Below are 15,381 nucleotides of genomic sequence, written 5' to 3'. Positions count from 1 at the left end.
GTCACCGCACGAACGCGCTCTGCCCCGTGATCGCCTTCCCGACGATCAGCGTGTTCATCTCCCGGGTGCCCTCGAAGGAGAACATCGCCTCGGCGTCGGCGAAGTACTTCGCGATCCGGTTCTCCAGCACCACCCCGTTGCCGCCCACGAGCTGACGCCCGAGCGCGACGGTCTCGCGCATCCGGGTCGCGCAGAACTCCTTCACCAGCGACGAGTGCGCGTCCGAGCCCCGGCCCTCGTCGAGCAGCTGGGCGTTGCGGACCGCCATCCCCAGCGAGGCGCTCACGTTGCCGAGCATCCGCACCAGCAGGTCCTGCATCAGCTGGAACCCGCCGATCGGGCGGCCGAACTGCTCCCGCTGGGCGGCGTAGGACAGCGCCAGCTCGTAGGCGGCCATCTGCACCCCGACCGCACCCCAGGCGGCGTTGGCCCGGGTGCGCTGCAGGACCAGGCCGGCGTCGCGGAAGGTGCCCGAGCCGCCGGAGAGCCGGTGCGACTCCGGCACCCGGACCCGGTCGAGCAGGATGTCGGCGTTCTGCACGATCCGCAGCGACTGCTTGCCCTCGATCTTCGTGATCGTCATGCCCTCCGACGGCGACGGCACGACGAACCCGCGGACCGCGCCGCCGGCGTCCGGGTCGGTGTCGCGGGCCCACACGATGATCAGGTCGGCGAAGGTGGCGTTGCCGATCCAGCGCTTCTCGCCGTCGAGGACCCACTCGTCGCCGTCGCGGGTGGCGGTGGTCTCCATGCCACCGGCCACGTCGGACCCGCCGTGCGGCTCGGTCAGCCCGAACGCACCGATCGAGTCCATCCGGGACATCGCGGGCAGCCAGCGCTCGCGCTGCTCGGGCGTGCCGCCGGCGTGGATCGAGCCCATCGCGAGACCCGTGTGGACGCCGTAGAAGCTGTTGACCGACGGGTCCACCCGGGAGATCTCGGCGTGCAGGAACCCCAGGAACAGCCGCGACGCCGGCGGGTCGGCGTAGCCGGCCCCCGCGAGGTCGAGGCCCGCGAAGCCCTTCACGAGCTGCATCGGGAACTCGGCGCGGTCCCAGGCGTCGAGCACGACGGGGGCGACCTCGGCACGCAGGAACTCCCGCACCCGGCGCAGGTCGGCGCGCTCGGCGTCGGTGAGCAGGTCGGCGTAGTGGAACCAGTCCGCGACGTGCGGGTGGTCCGGGTCGAGGTCCAGTTCGGGCTTCGGCAGGCGCGTGGGCTCCTTCGGCATGACCCCACTGTTCCGCCGCGGCGCACCGGCCGCACGGCAGGGCGCCTACCGCAGGGCGCGCAGCAGCGCCGCACCGGCCGCCGGGTCCCCGACCGGGCTGAGCACCACGTGGTCGGCGCCCGCGGCCCGGTGCTCGGCGACCCGGGCGGCGATGTCCTCGACGCCGCCGCGGGCGGAGACGGCGTCGAGCAGCCGGTCGGCGCGGGCGTCGACCTCGGCGTCGGTGAACCCCAGCCCGCGGACGGCGGCGCGGTAGCCCGGCACGCCGAGCAGGAACCCGGCCAGCTCGCGCAGGGCTGTCCGGTCGGTCCCGAGCACGGTCGGCAGCATCACCGCGAGCAGCCGGTCCGGGCCCAGCGCCGCCCGCGCCCGCGCGGTGTGCTCCGGGGTGACCAGCAGCGTCACCGCCCCGGCGCAGCGGGTGCGGGCGACGTCGAGCTTGCGCGGTCCGAGCGCGGCCAGCAGCCGCTCGGAGGAGGGCAGCCCGAGTGCGTCGAGCTCGTCGAGGTGGCGGTGCAGCGCCTCCAGCGCCCGCGGCTGCTGGGGCGCGCCCAGCCCGGTGAGGTAGCGCCCGGGACGACGGCGGGCCGCGTCGGCGTGCACTGCGGCGACCGCCGACGCCGGGTACCGCCCGGTCGGCACGATCCCCGGGACGACGACGGCGTCCCGGGTGCCGTCGAGCAGCGCGGTCAGCCGGTCGAGCCGGTCGATCGCGCCACCGGCGAGCCACAGGGTGCGGGCACCGGCGTCCTCCAGGGCCGCGGCGTCGGCGGGAGCGGGTCCGGTGGCGACGCCGAGCGGGCCCAGGGCAGTGGTCAGGGTCATGTGCGCAGCGTCGGTGCTGAACCGGACTGCAGGTCAAGCGCGACGGGGTGCCGGTGACCTGCGGTCGACCGCTCGCCCGTCGCGCACGACCGGGTTAGTGTGCTGCGACCAAGCGGGGAGCAGGGGTCCCGCGCGACGGCAGGGGGAACCGCCGATGATCGAGTTCCGGGGCGTCACGAAGCGCTTCCCGGACGGGACGGTCGCGGTCGACGAGCTCGACCTCGTCGCGGAGCAGGGGCGGATCACGGTCTTCGTGGGCCCGTCCGGCTGCGGCAAGACGACCTCCCTCCGCATGATCAACAGGATGATCGAGCCCACCGGCGGTGAGCTGCGCGTCGACGGGCGCGACGTGCTGTCCGCCGACCCGGCCGAGCTGCGCCGGGGCATCGGCTACGTCATCCAGCAGGCCGGGCTGTTCCCGCACCGCACGATCGTCGACAACATCGCGACCGTGCCGATGCTCGTCGGGAGCAGCAAGAAGGCCGCGCGGGACCGGGCGATGGAGCTGATGGAGATCGTCGGCCTCGACACCTCGATGGCCCGGCGCTACCCGGCGCAGCTGTCCGGCGGCCAGCAGCAGCGCGTCGGCGTGGCCCGCGCGCTCGCCGCCGACCCGCCCGTGCTGCTGATGGACGAGCCGTTCTCCGCGGTGGATCCGATCGTCCGGGAGAGCCTGCAGGAGGAGCTGCTGCGGCTGCAGTCCGAGCTCGGCAAGACCATCGTGTTCGTCACCCACGACATCGACGAGGCCATCAAGCTCGGCGACAAGGTCGCGGTGTTCCGGGTCGGCGGAAAGCTCGCCCAGTACGACGAGCCGGGCGTGCTGCTGTCCCGCCCGGTCGACGGTTTCGTCGACAACTTCGTCGGCCGCGACCGCGGCTACCGGGGCCTGGGCTTCCTGTCCTCGGACACCATCCCGATCGGGTCGCTGCCGGTGCTCTCGGTCGGCGACCCCCTCCCCGACGACGGCTGGTCGGTCGTCGTCGACGGCTCCGCCCGGCCGCTGGGCTGGGTCGAGGCCGGTGAGGGCCGGGTGACCGAGGAGGCCATCGTCCCGGGCGGGTCGCTCTACGCCGTCGGGTCGGGCTCGCTGCGCGGCGCGCTGGACGCGGCACTGTCCTCACCGTCCGGTCAGGGCGTCGCGGTCGACGCCGAGGGACGCGTCGCCGGGTCGGTGACCGCGGACTCGGTGCTGCAGGCGCTGCCGGCCGCCCGCGACTCCGCCGAGCACCACGCCGCCTGAGGCCGCCATGAACTGGTTCCTCGCCAACCTCGGCGACGTGCTCGACGCGCTCGGCGAACACGTCGTCTACGCCCTGGTCCCGGTGCTGCTCGGGCTGGTGTTCGCGATCCCGCTGGGCTGGGTCGCCAACCGCAACGCGACGCTGCGCACGATCATGACCAACGCCGCCGGGCTGCTCTACACGGTCCCGTCGCTGGCGCTGTTCGTGTTCATGCCGCCGCTGCTCGGCACCCAGATCCTCGATCCGGTCAATGTGATCGTCGCGCTGACGGTCTACACCGTCGCGTTGCTCGTGCGGACCGTGTCCGACGCGCTGTCCGCGGTGCCGGGCCACGTCGTCGACGCGGCGAACGCGATGGGCTACACCCCGGTCCGGCGCTTCGTCGGCGTCGAGCTGCCGCTCGCCGTGCCGGTGATCGTGGCCGGCCTGCGGGTCGCCGCGGTGTCCACGATCAGCCTGGTCACGGTGGGTGCTGTGATCGGCTTCGGCGGGCTCGGCCTGCTGTTCACCGAGGGCTTCAACCGCAGCAACGACGCCCAGATCGTCTCCGGCATCGTGCTGGTGCTGCTGCTCGCGCTCGTCGTCGACTCGGCCCTGCTGCTCGGCGGCAGGCTGCTCACCCCCTGGCAGCGGGCCCGTACCGGGAAGGCGGGGGCATGACCAACTTCGGCTGGCTGTTCGACGGCGCGAACTGGGAGGGATCGACCGGTGTCCTCGCCCGGCTCGCCGAGCACCTCGGCTACACCGCGCTGACCCTGCTGGTCGCGGTGGTGATCGCGGTGCCGCTGGGCGCCTGGATCGGGCACACCGGCCGCGGCGGCTTCCTCGTCGTCGGCCTGGCGAACGGGCTGCGCGCCCTGCCCACACTGGGCCTGCTGGTGCTGATCACGACGCTGGTCGGGCTGTCGCTGGTCGGCCCGATCATCACCCTCATCGTGCTGGCGGTGCCCGCGGTGCTCGCCGGCACCTACGCCGGCATCCGCAACGTCGACCCGGCCGTGGTCGACGCCGCCACCGGGATGGGCATGCGCGGGCCCGAGGTGCTGTGGAAGGTCGAGCTCCCCAACGCGCTGCCGCTGATCATCGGCGGGTTGCGCAGCGCGACCCTGCAGGTCATCGCGACCGCGACCATCGCCGCCTACGTCTCGCTCGGCGGGCTCGGCCGCTTCATCATCGACGGCCTCGGTCAGCGCAACTTCGGCATGATGATCGGTGGCTCGATCCTGGTCGCGCTGCTCGCGATCGTCGCCGACCTGCTCCTGGGCGGGTTGCAGAAGCTGATCGTCTCGCCCGGCCTGCAGGCCACCGGCCGGACCGCACCGCGCCGGCTGCGCGCGGTGCCCACCCGTCCCGAACCCGTCCGCGAAGCGGCCTGACCCACCCCGCACGTCCCCGAGAGGACACCCACCATGAGACGCACCCGTCTGCTGACCGCCGTCGCCGCGACGGTGACCGCCGCGTTCGCGCTGACCGCCTGCGGTGGGGGCTCCGACCCCCTCGCCGGGGGCGGCCAGTCCGGCTCGGGCGACCAGAACACCGTCGTCGTCGGCGCCGCGAACTTCACCGAGAGCCAGATCCTGTCCTCGGTGTTCGCCCAGGCGCTGCAGGCCAAGGGCGTCACGGTCGAGACCCGGCCGCCGATCGGGTCCCGCGAGGCCTACGTGCCGGCGCTCAAGGACGGCTCGATCGACCTGATCCCGGACTACAGCGGCACGTTGCTGCAGTACCTGGACAAGAACGCCGCGCAGACCGAGCCGGACGAGGTCTACACCGCGCTGCAGTCCACGCTGAACACCGCGGCCCCGACGCTGACCGTGCTGAACCGGGCCGAGGCCGAGGACAAGGACGCCGTCGTCGTCACGAGGGAGACCGCGCAGCGGCTGAACGCGACCTCGATCGCCGACATCGCGTCGCGCTGCGGTGAGCTCGTGTTCGGCGGCCCGCCGGAGTTCCAGACCCGTCCCGACGGCATCCCCGGCATCCAGAAGACCTACAACTGCTCGTTCAAGTCCTACCGCTCGCTCGACGCCGGCGGCCCGCTGACCGTCGCGGCGCTGAAGAACGGCGACGTGCAGGCCGCGGACCTGTTCACCACCGACGCGGCGATCCCGGAGAACGACTTCGTGGTCCTCACCGACCCGCAGAACAACTTCGCCGCGCAGAACGTCGTACCGCTGATCAACAAGGAGAAGGCGACCCCGCAGGTCACCGAGATCCTGAACGCGGTCTCGGCGAAGCTGACCACGCAGGAGCTGCTCGGCCTGAACGAGGCCGCCGCCGCGCCGGACAAGCCGTCGGTCGACACCGTGGCGAAGAACTGGCTGACCGCACAGGGCCTGCTCTGATGGCCGGCGAGGTCCTGTCCCTGCACCGCTACCCCGTGAAGTCGATGCTGGGGGAGGACCTCGCCGCCCTCGATCTCGACACGCACGGCGTCGTCGGCGACCGGGCGCTCGCCCTGACCGACCCGGACACCGGCCGGGTCGCGACGGCCAAGCAGCCCCGGCACTGGCGACGCCTGTTGACGTGCACCTCCGCGGGCGTCGGCGACGACGTGCGGGTCACGCTGCCCGACGGCCGCACCGTCGACGCCGGGCAGGCCGCCGGGCCGCTCGCCGAGCTGCTCGGCCGGCCCGTGGTCGTCGCTCGGCAACGGGCCGACGGCGCCGTCGTCGAGCGGCCGGACCCCGAGGACGTGCTGGCCCACGGCCTGGACGCGGACGTCGACGCGCCGACCCTGGAGATCGCCCAGGGCACTCCCGGTGGCCGGTTCGTCGACCACTCGCCGGTGCACCTGATCACCACCGCGACGCTGGACGCGCTCGGTGTCGAGGCGCTGCGCTACCGGCCCAACGTCGTCGTCGCGACGCCGCCGGGCACCGAGCCGTTCGTGGAGAACGGCTGGCTCGGGCGCCGGCTCACCCTGGGCGAGGTCGTCCTGGTCCCGACCCTGCCGACCCCGCGCTGCTCCGTGCCGACGCTGGAGCACGGCGACCTGCCCCGCGCCCCGCACGCCCTGCGCGGGCCGGCCGACCGCAACCGCGTCGAGGTCGACGGCTTCGGGGTGCTGCCCTGCGCGGGCCTGTACGCCCGCGTCGAGCGCACCGGCACCCTGCGCCTCGGCGACCCGCTCGACGTGACCTGACCCCGGGCGCACGAACGGGCCCCTCGTACGAACCTGTCGTACGAGGGGCCCGTTCGTGCGAGGAGGAAGGGAGCTGCGGGCGCCGCGGCGGGTCAGGTGAGGCGCGAGTACACGTCGGTGACCAGCAGGACCGCGAACAGCACCGACGAGATCCCCAGGACCGCGTTGGACAGCCAGCGCGAGCGCGCCTCGCGGGCCACCATCGAGGTGTTCAGCAGCAGGAGCAGCGTCACCGCCAGGAACGGCATGAAGAACGAGCCCAGCACCCCGTAGACCAGGGTCAGCGCGAACGGCCGCCCGATCAGCAGCAGCGCCATCGGTGGGAACGTCAGCCACAGCAGGTACCCGCGGAAGGGCAGCGAACGCTCCGCGCGTGCCGCCTCGTAGGCGCCCGGCCGCCCGGGCCCGTCGCCGCGCTCGTCCCCGGCAGCGGCCGTGTCCCCGACGGCCGTACTCCCGGCGCCCCCGGCGGCGGTGCGCTCCCCGGCGACGACGGCGTTCTCGACGTCCGGGCCGATCGCGGCCTTCGCGCCGTGCGGCAGGCGGATCGCCCGCACCCAGTCGGTGAACAGCAGCGACACGCCGTTCCACACGCCCAGCAGCGAGGTGAAGGTGACCGACAGGAAGCCGACCAGGAACAGGATCCGCACCGGCTCGCCGTAGAGGGCGCCGAGCCGGTCGGCGAGGGTGAGCAGCCCGCTGTCGGACTCGGTGAGGTTCTCCCCGAGCAGGATCGTGGACCCGACGACGAGCATCGAGACCACGAAGATGCCGGTCATGATGTAGCCGGTCGCGTTGTCCAGCCGCATCATCGACAGCCACTTCGGGCCCTTCCAGCCCTTCGCGAACAGCCAGTAGCCGTAGGCGGCCATGGTGATCGTCCCGCCGACGCCGCCGATCAGGCCGAGGACGTAGACCGTGGACCCCTCGGGCAGCCGGGGGACCAGGCCGCTCGCCAGCGCGGGCAGATCCGGGCCGACCAGGATCGCGACGAACACGACCGTCGCGAACTTGATCAGCACGAGCACCGTCATGAACTTCTCGAACGCGTGGTAGCGCTGCACCCACACCAGCGCCAGCCCGACGACGCCCGCGATCGCCGCCCATCCGCCGACCGGCAGCCCGCCGAACAGCGCGTTCAGCGGCAGGCCGACCGCCGACATCGCGGTGGCGCCGTAGACGAAGCCCCACACCACGATGTAGACGCCGAAGAAGCCCGTCGCCCAGTAGCCCAGCCGCCGCCAGCCGTCGAGCATGGTCGCGCCGGAACCGAGGTGCCAGCGACCGACGGCCTCGCCGAGCGCGAGCTTGACCAGGGTCCCGACGACGGCGGCCCACAGCAGCACCGTCCCGAACGACGCCCCCGCCACCATCGTCGCGACGAGGTCGCCCGCGCCGACGCCGGTCGCCGCGGCGAGCAGGCCCGGCCCGATCGAGCGGATCCTCCGCGCGCCGGTGGGGGGTTCGAGGAAGTCCGTCTGCGGACCGGGGGAGGCCATCGTCACAGTCTCCGATCACGGCGTCGTGGGAGGGATCGCGCGGGTTCGCCGAGCACGCTAGGCGAGCGGGGCGGTGCATTCCAGCGCGGAAGGGTCACGAACGGACGTATCGGACCCCCCGATCGCGGCGACGGGCTACGACGCACGGCGCACCCGCCGTTGCAGGCGGTGCACGCCCGGCGCACCATGAACGGGTACCGGGACCGGCCGATAGATTGGCCGCGGCGTCGGCCGGGTCACGGTCGCCGCACGCGCACGCACGGAGGGTGGGCATGGCGAACATCGACGAGATCCGGGCCGGGATCGGGCGGGCCAACCAGCAGGCCACCGAGAGCCTCGGCGCGCTGCGGCACGCCCGCCAGGCCATCGAGGAGGCCGGCGCCGCGTTCTCGCAGAACATCTACGGCACCGCCCAGAACGACGCCGACGACGCCCGCGCCCGCTTCGCCGCCGCGTCGGAGAAGATCGACGAGGTCGAGCAGGCCCTGCACATCGCCATGCAGTCCGCCGACGACGTCGCCTCGCGGCTCTGACCGCGCCCGCCCGCCCCTGATGGCACGTCGTCCGAACCGTCGCGAGCGGATCCGGTCCGCCTTCGACGGGTTCCACCGGGCGGCGTCGCGGGCCCTGGGTGCGGCGGAGGGCCGCCGCGACCGGGCTGCGGCCCGGCACGCCGAGGTCATGGCGGAGCTGTGGCTGCGCGAGACCGGGCACGACGCCGCGCGCCGCGACCCGGGGCTGGCCCGGGTGCTCGGCAACCCGCGGCTCGCGGGCGTCCTCGCCCGGGTCGCCGAGGACCGGGCGCATGTGTTCGACCGCTGGCAGGGCGACTCGCCGCAGACACTGTCGGAGATCGTCGCCGACGCCACCCCCGGCGCCGCCGGGGACGCCCCGGCGGACTGGAGGCCGGTCGCGGGCGCCGTCGAGCCGACCGGCCCGGTCCCGGAGATGTGGGTGCTGGGCACCGGCTCGGTGGAGGGCGGTGCCCCGTTCCGGGTCGCGGTCCCGCTGCTCGACGGCGCGCACCTGCAGGTGGTGTCGACGCCACGCTCCCGCGACCGGGCCGAGGCGATGGTCGAGCAGCTGGTCCTGCGCACCGTGCGGTACTTCCGGCCCGGCGCGGTGAACGTGCACGTCTGGGACGTCGGCCAGCTCGCAGGCGCCCTGCCGGGGCTGTACCCGCTGACCCGCACCGGGCTGCTGACCGTGCACGACCCGACCCGGCTGGGGCGGCTGCTGGACCAGCTCGCGGACCGGATCCGCCGGGTGCAGACCCGGGTGCTCGCCGACGGCGCCACCTCGCTGCGCGAGCTCGCCGACCGCACGGGGGAGCGGCCCGAGGCGTGGCTGGTGGCGGTGCTCGTCGGCAACGGCCGCGAGCTGCCCGAGGCCGAGCTGCGCCAGCTGCAGCGGGTGGCGCGCGGCGGTGTCGCGGCCGGGGTGCAGCTGGTGCTGCTCGACGTGCCGGCGGCCCTGCCGCGTCCGGTGGAGACCGTCGACTTCGGGGACCCGCCGGGCGTCGACCCGGCCGACGACCGGATGCCGGTCCCGGTGCGGACCTCGGTGACCGGGCCGCACGTGCTCGTCGAGCCGGACCCGCCGGTACCGGCCGACGACGTCACCGCGGTGTGCGAGGCGATCGCCGCCGGGCACGAGCAGTGGCGCGGACGGCTGGGCGCGTTCAAGGACATGCTGCCCCGGCGGCGCGGCGAGGGCCGCTCGCACGACGGGCTCAAGGTCGTCGTCGGGCACGAGGACGGCATCCCCGCCGAGCTGAGCCTCGACGACCACTCCCCGCACGCGCTCGTCGGTGGGCCCAGCGGGTCGGGCAAGACGAACCTGCTGCTGGCCTGGATCGCCGGTCTCGCCGCGCACTACGGCCCGGACGAGGTCGAGCTGTACCTGCTCGACTTCAAGGAGGGGGTGTCGTTCACCCCGTTCGCCCCGGACCCCGACGGCCACCGCGCCGATCGGCTCCCGCAGGCCCGGCTGATCGGCGTCAACATCAACACCGACCGGGAGTTCGGGCTGGCACTGCTGCGCCACCTGTCCGAGGTCATGCGCAGCCGCGCCGAGGCCGCCCGCCGGCACGGCGCGACCAAGCTGGCCGAGCTCCGGGTGGAACGTCCCGACCTGCGGCTGCCGCGGATCGTCGCGGTCATCGACGAGTTCCAGTTCCTGTTCACCGGTCGCGACGCCGTCAGCGCCGAGGCGACCGCGCTGCTGGAGGACGTCGCCCGGCGCGGCCGCTCGCAGGGCGTGCACCTGGTCCTGGCCAGCCAGGACGTCTCCGGCATCGACGCGCTGTGGGGCCGCTCGGCGATCTTCGAGCAGTTCGTGCTGCGGATCGCGCTGCCCCGCGCGCGGCGGATCCTCGCCCAGGACAACGAGGCCGCGCTGGCGCTCCCGCGCTGGCACGCGATCGTCAACCACGACTCGGGCGTCGCGCACGGCAACCATGTGGTCCGGCTGCCCGAGGCGGGCGGCCCGGTGGTCCGCGACGTCCAGGTCACCGCGTTCACCGACTTCCCCGACACCCCGGAGCCGGTCGTCTTCGACGGCGCCCGCGCCCCCTCCCACGACGCACTGGCCGCCCGGCTGCCCGCCGACGGCGTGCCGCGCGCGCTGGTCGGGCAGTTCGTCGACGTGCACGGCAGCCCCGCGGCCGCCGAGCTGTCCGACGGCCCCGGCCGCAACCTCGGGGTGATCGGGCCCGACGCCCGCGTCGCGGTCCCGCTGCTGTGCTCGGCCGTCCGCGCGGTGGCGGCGTCGCTGCCCGACCCGGCCGGCGCGCAGATCCTGCTCGTGCCGCTGGCCCCGGACGCGGCGGCGGCCGCGGGCGCGCTCGCCCCGGACCTGCCCGGCACGGTGGAGAAGGTGTCCGCCGACGGGTTCGCCGCCCGCGTAACCGAGCTGGCGGCGACGGTCCGCGCCCGGGCCGCGTCGGGCGGCGGTGGGGGACACGCGTCGCTGCTGGTCGTGGTGTTCGGCGCCGACGCGGCGGAGTCGATGCTGGACCGCACCGGCACCGAGGACCTGCGGGCGCTGCTGCGCCACGGGCCCGGGGTCGGGGTGCACGTGCTGGGCTGGTGGCAGGGCGCGCAGCGGCTGAAGACGCTGCTGGCCCCGCCGGGTGCGGCGATCGACGACCTGGGCGCCTGGGTGGCGACCGGCGTGCAGGGCACCGACCTGGTGCCGCTGCTGGGCGGACAGCCGCTGGACTGGACGCCGACGCCGGGGCGCGCGCTGTTCCTCGACCGCTCCCGGCACGGCCGCCCGCAGCTGGTCATCCTGACCGACGCGGGCGGGGGCGGCCCGGACACCGCCGCCGGAGGTGGGGTGTGAGTGCCGTGGAGCGCTACCGCGCGGTGGTGGCGGAGCTGGCCGGCGCCGTCGTCGACCTGCGGGAACGTGACGCCCGGCGGGCCGAGGAGCTGCGCCGCGAGCTGCGCGGCACCGAGCGGGAGCTGCGCGACGCCGCGGACCGGCTCACCCTGGCCCGCGGCATGTTCGAGCTGCGCTGGGAGGCGGCGTTGCAGCTGATGTGGTCGGCCGAGGAGCCGGGGCGGCCCCGGCCGCGGCCCGACCTGCGGGCCGACCCCGACGAGCACGCCGCGCTGGAGGAGGCCGCCGACGAGGCCCTGCGCGAGCTGCGCTCCTCGGGCGACCGGCGGCTGTTCCGCCTGCGCCGCGACGACGACTGACCCCGCCCCGCACGCCGCACCGGCCCGGCCGCCGGCCGGATACGCCGAGATGCAGCCCGGGGCCGCCCCGCGGGTGGCGGGCAGTCCCGAGCTGCATCTCGACGGTCGTGCCGGGGGTCCGGGGCCGGTGGTCGCCGTCCGCCCCTCCCCGGCGTACCGCGTGGGCGGCACCGGATGGTGGGCGGGCGGTCAGCCCAGCGGGACGACGCCCAGCAGCAGCGCGACCCCGAGCATCACCAGCGAGCAGAGCGCGGCCCGCCAGATCACCCTGCGGTGGTGGTCGGCCAGGTTGACCTTCGCGAGCGAGACCAGCAGCAGCAGCGCCGGGACCAGCGGGCTGGTCATGTGCACCGGCTGGCCGATGATCGAGGCGCGGGCCATCTCCACCGGGGCGATGCCGTAGTGGCCTGCGGCCTCGGTGAGGATCGGCAGGATGCCGAAGTAGAACGCGTCGTTGGTGAGGAAGAATGTCAGCGGCATGCTCAGCACACCGGTGATCACCGCGAACCAGGAGCCGACCGACGGCGGTACGGCCGAGACGATCCCGTTCGCCATCGCCGTCACCATGCCGGTGCCCGACAGGACCCCGACCAGGACCGCGGCGGCGAACACCATGGACACGACGCCGACGATCGAGGTGGCGTGCGAGGTCACCGCCCGGAGCTGGTCCTCGGGCTTCGGGAAGTTCACGACCAGGGCGATCGCGGCGGCCGCGACGAACACCAGCGACAGCGGCAGGACGTCCATGCCCAGCAGCACCAGCAGCGCGACGGTGAGCCCGAGGTTGAACCAGATCAGCTTCGGCCGCAACGTCGGACGGTTCGGGTCCAGCGTGCCCTCCAGCGCGCCCCCGGCGTCGGCTCCGTCGGCGGGGCCTCCGCCCGAACCGGTGGCCGGGCCGTCGGTGGCGGTGCCCCCGCCGACCAGGGCGGGCTCGCGCACCGCCACCATCTCGTCGGCGACGACCGACAGCGTGCGGCCCGAGGCCAGCAGCCGCTTGCGCTCGGAACGGCCCAGCTGCCAGGCCAGCAGCAGCACGGTGGCGATGCCGGCCACCATGCCCGGGACCATCGGGTTGAACAGCTCCGAGGGCGACACGTTCAGCACCGTCGCGGCGCGGATCGTGGGGCCGCCCCAGGGCAGGATGTTGAGCACGCCGTTCGCGAGGTTGGCGACGACGGTCAGCACCACCGGGCTCAGCCCGAGCCGCAGGTAGATCGGCAGCAGCGCGGACACCGTGATGATGAAGGTGGTCGAGCCGTCGCCGTCGAGGGAGACGACACCGGCGAGCACCGCGGTCAGCACGACCAGGCGCACCGGGTCGTTGTCCACCGTGCGCAGCACGAAGCGGATGAGCGGGTCGAACAGCCCGACGTCGATCATCGTGCCGAAGAAGATGATCGCGAAGAACAGCAGCACGGCCGTCGGCGCGAAGTCCTTGAACGCCGACGAGATCGAGTCGACGACGCCGTCCTCACCCGGTTCGGACAGGCCGGTGCCGGTCGCCACGAGGGCGAAGGTCAGGGGGACGAGTACCAGCGCCAGCGTCGGCGCGAGCCGCTTCGCCAGGATCAGGTACATGAAGACCGCGATCATCGCGGACCCGAGAACGATGAGCATCGGTGCTCCTCCTCGACGGATGTGTCGAGGAGCAACGCTAGGTCCGGGGCCCGGCTCCGGTCCCGCTTGCGGACACAGCCCACGTAGTGGTCGCTGCGTGCCCTGTGGTCGTTGTGGTCACGGGGCTACTCGTCGTCGGCGTCGTCGCGCGCGAGGAAGCTCGACAGCCGCTCGACGGCGGTCTCGAACTGCGGGTTCGCGTCGACGAAGGCGCGGAGCCGGTCGGCCAGCCACTCGACGCTGACCTGCTCGTCGCCGCGCCGGTCGACGAGCTCCTCGATGCCGCGGTCGGTGAAGTACATGCCGGCGAGGATACGGCGGCCGCCGCTTGACCCGGACGCGACGGCATCGTTTCCGATGGGTCTCCCACCGCCCCGTGAGGAGATCCCATGTCCACCGCGCCGCCCGCCGCGACCGTCGCCCCGACCCCGGTGAGCGACCGCGCGCTCGCCCCCGACCTGGCCCGGGGCGCGATGCTGCTGCTGATCGCACTGGCCCACGCGCCCTGGTTCGCCTACACCTCCGAGCTGGGGGCCACGCTGCTCCACGCCGCGGACGGCGGGCCCGCCGACCGGATCGCCCAGGTCGTGACCATCACCGCCGTCGACGGCCGTGCCTGGACGCTGTTCGGGTTCCTGTTCGCCTACGGCATCGGGCAGCTCTACGCCCGCCGGATCGCCGGCGGCGGCACCGACGCGCAGGCGCGGCGGCTGCTGCGCACCCGGCACTGGTGGCTGCTCGCCCTCGGCCTGCTGCACGCGGCCCTGCTGTGGCAGGGCGACATCCTCGGCACCTACGGCGTCCTGGGCCTGGTGCTGGTGCCGCTGTTCCTGCACCGCAGCGACCGCACCCTGCGGATCGGGGCCGGGGTCCTGGTCGGTCTCGCCGTGGCCGTCCCCGCGGTGACGGGCGTGCTGGCGCAGTTCACGGGTGGCGCGACGCCGACGTCCGCCGCGCAGCAGCTCGCCCTCGCCACCCCGGACTGGTTCGCGACGCTGCCGCTGCGGCTCGCGCTGTGGGTGTCGGCGATCCCCGGGGCGTTCGTGACACTGGTGATGCCCGCCGCGGTGCTGCTCGGGCTGCTCGCCGCGCGGCACCGCGTGCTGGAGGAACCGGGCGCGCACCTGCCCCTGCTGCGCCGTACGGCCGTCGCCGGCATCGCCGTCGGCTGGTCGGCCGGGCTGGCCCAGGCCCTCGTGCACGTCGGCGTCGTCGCGCTGCCGGACCCGGGTGCGTTCGTCGGCCTGCACATCGCCACCGGGATCTTCGCCGCGCTCGGCTACGCGGCGGTGTTCGGCCTCGTCGCGCACCGGCTGGGAACCCGTCCGACGGCGCCGCTGCCGGTCCGGGCCCTGGTCGCGCTCGGCCGTCGCTCGCTGAGCGGCTACCTGGCGCAGTCGCTGCTGTTCGTGCCGCTGCTCACCGCGTGGGGCCTCGGGCTGGGGGCGCACCTGTCGGGCTGGTCGGCGTCGCTGGTCGCGGTCGGGGTGTGGCTGCTGACCGTCGTCGTCGCGTACCGGCTCGACCGGGCCGGCGTGCGGGGGCCCGCCGAGACGCTGCTGCGCCGCCTGACCTACGGGCCGTCGCCGCGGAGCGCTCGGTAGCGTCGACGGACCGCCGCGCCCGCGGCCCCGCCGTCCCCCCCGGATCCGGAGTTCTCATGGCACTCACCCCTTCCGTGGCCCGCACCCTGCACGACGTCGGCCTGGCCGCCTGGTTCGGCGGCTCGCTGATGGGCGTCACCGGCCTCAACGGCGCACTGGACGCGGTCGGTGACCCGGCCGAGCGCGAACGGCTCGCCGGCGCGGGCTGGGGCGGGTGGGGCCGGATCGGCACCGCCGCGACGGCGGCGCACCTGCTGGGCGGGGCGGGCCTGCTGGCGCGCGACGCGGTCCGCCGGCGCGAGCCGGGCGTCGCGGCCGCGGCGGCGACCCGGACCGCACTGACCGGTGCCGCGCTCGCCGCGAGCGCCTGGGCCGGGGCGCTGGGCCGCCGTGCCGCGACGCCGGAGGGCCCGGATGCCGCGCTGCGCCGCCGGATCCGGGTGGCGGAGTGGGCCGTGCCGGTCGTGACCGGCGCCGCGGTCGTCGCCGGGGCGCTGCGCCGCTCCTGA

Annotated in this window: 15 protein-coding genes; 10 read left to right on the top strand and 5 right to left on the bottom strand. The window is 74.5% G+C overall.

What is annotated here, in order from left to right; all coding sequences use genetic code 11:
* Position 1: 1 nt before the first annotated feature.
* Both ND486_RS10860 and ND486_RS10855 read right to left on the bottom strand, forming a co-directional pair.
* Complete coding sequence (locus tag ND486_RS10860) at positions 2–1,231, bottom strand: acyl-CoA dehydrogenase family protein (RefSeq protein WP_208824153.1); 1,230 nt, start codon at positions 1,229–1,231, stop codon at positions 2–4.
* A 45-nt stretch (positions 1,232–1,276) separates the two neighbouring features.
* Positions 1,277–2,056: an LLM class F420-dependent oxidoreductase gene (locus ND486_RS10855; protein WP_251784237.1), complete on the bottom strand. Its 780-nt coding sequence runs from the start codon at positions 2,054–2,056 to the stop codon at positions 1,277–1,279.
* A 154-nt stretch (positions 2,057–2,210) separates the two neighbouring features.
* On the opposite strand from ND486_RS10855, the gene ND486_RS10850 reads away from it, so the two are divergent.
* From ND486_RS10850 to ND486_RS10830, 5 genes are read left to right on the top strand one after another with little or no spacing between them, the layout of a single operon-like run.
* Positions 2,211–3,299, top strand: a complete 1,089-nt coding sequence (locus ND486_RS10850; RefSeq protein ID WP_251784235.1) for an ABC transporter ATP-binding protein — start codon at positions 2,211–2,213, stop codon at positions 3,297–3,299.
* A gap of 7 nt (positions 3,300–3,306) precedes the next feature.
* Positions 3,307–3,960 carry an ABC transporter permease gene (locus ND486_RS10845; protein WP_251784232.1) on the top strand — a complete coding sequence of 218 codons (654 nt, stop codon included), beginning with the start codon at positions 3,307–3,309 and terminating at the stop codon, positions 3,958–3,960.
* Positions 3,957–4,676: an ABC transporter permease gene (locus ND486_RS10840; RefSeq protein WP_251784230.1), complete on the top strand. Its 720-nt coding sequence runs from the start codon at positions 3,957–3,959 to the stop codon at positions 4,674–4,676. Before ND486_RS10845 ends, ND486_RS10840 begins: the two co-directional genes overlap by 4 nt.
* Positions 4,677–4,709: 33 nt before the next feature.
* Positions 4,710–5,645 carry an ABC transporter substrate-binding protein gene (locus ND486_RS10835; protein ID WP_208824132.1) on the top strand — a complete coding sequence of 312 codons (936 nt, stop codon included), beginning with the start codon at positions 4,710–4,712 and terminating at the stop codon, positions 5,643–5,645.
* Positions 5,645–6,445: an MOSC domain-containing protein gene (locus ND486_RS10830; protein ID WP_251784228.1), complete on the top strand. Its 801-nt coding sequence runs from the start codon at positions 5,645–5,647 to the stop codon at positions 6,443–6,445. Before ND486_RS10835 ends, ND486_RS10830 begins: the two co-directional genes overlap by 1 nt.
* A gap of 92 nt (positions 6,446–6,537) precedes the next feature.
* On the opposite strand, the gene ND486_RS10825 is transcribed toward ND486_RS10830, so the two are convergent.
* A complete protein-coding gene (locus ND486_RS10825) occupies positions 6,538–7,944 on the bottom strand; it encodes an Nramp family divalent metal transporter (protein ID WP_251784226.1) in 1,407 nt (468 codons plus the stop codon).
* A 272-nt stretch (positions 7,945–8,216) separates the two neighbouring features.
* Between ND486_RS10825 and ND486_RS10820 the strand changes: the two genes are divergently transcribed.
* Genes ND486_RS10820 through ND486_RS10810 form a run of 3 tightly spaced genes read left to right on the top strand, consistent with a single transcriptional unit; the run spans position 8,217 to position 11,648 of the window.
* The gene (locus ND486_RS10820; RefSeq protein ID WP_020623160.1) at positions 8,217–8,477 is read left to right on the top strand and encodes a hypothetical protein; all 261 of its coding nucleotides are present in this window, start codon (positions 8,217–8,219) and stop codon (positions 8,475–8,477) included.
* Between the two features lie 19 nt (positions 8,478–8,496).
* Positions 8,497–11,289 carry an FtsK/SpoIIIE domain-containing protein gene (locus ND486_RS10815; protein WP_251784224.1) on the top strand — a complete coding sequence of 931 codons (2,793 nt, stop codon included), beginning with the start codon at positions 8,497–8,499 and terminating at the stop codon, positions 11,287–11,289.
* Positions 11,286–11,648: a hypothetical protein gene (locus ND486_RS10810; protein ID WP_139283056.1), complete on the top strand. Its 363-nt coding sequence runs from the start codon at positions 11,286–11,288 to the stop codon at positions 11,646–11,648. The genes ND486_RS10815 and ND486_RS10810 overlap by 4 nt, the downstream gene beginning before the upstream one ends.
* Positions 11,649–11,837: 189 nt before the next feature.
* On the opposite strand, the gene ND486_RS10805 is transcribed toward ND486_RS10810, so the two are convergent.
* Positions 11,838–13,268 (bottom strand): CitMHS family transporter, encoded by a 1,431-nt coding sequence (locus ND486_RS10805; RefSeq protein ID WP_251784223.1) that lies wholly within the window; start codon positions 13,266–13,268, stop codon positions 11,838–11,840.
* A gap of 125 nt (positions 13,269–13,393) precedes the next feature.
* A complete protein-coding gene (locus ND486_RS10800) occupies positions 13,394–13,570 on the bottom strand; it encodes a DUF6104 family protein (RefSeq protein ID WP_020623156.1) in 177 nt (58 codons plus the stop codon).
* An 87-nt stretch (positions 13,571–13,657) separates the two neighbouring features.
* Here ND486_RS10800 and ND486_RS10795 point away from each other — a divergent pair, with 87 nt between their 5' ends.
* Entirely contained in the window at positions 13,658–14,872 is a 1,215-nt protein-coding gene (locus tag ND486_RS10795; protein WP_251784221.1) for a DUF418 domain-containing protein, read from the top strand.
* 56 nt (positions 14,873–14,928) lie between these two features.
* Positions 14,929–15,381 (top strand): hypothetical protein, encoded by a 453-nt coding sequence (locus ND486_RS10790; protein ID WP_251784219.1) that lies wholly within the window; start codon positions 14,929–14,931, stop codon positions 15,379–15,381.

The sequence above is a fragment of the Pseudonocardia sp. DR1-2 genome (assembly GCF_023717215.1).
Lineage (GTDB): Bacteria > Actinomycetota > Actinomycetes > Mycobacteriales > Pseudonocardiaceae > Pseudonocardia > Pseudonocardia alni.
The sequence above is the reverse complement of the archived record's forward strand: the minus strand, read 5'-3'. Positions and strand labels throughout refer to the sequence as shown.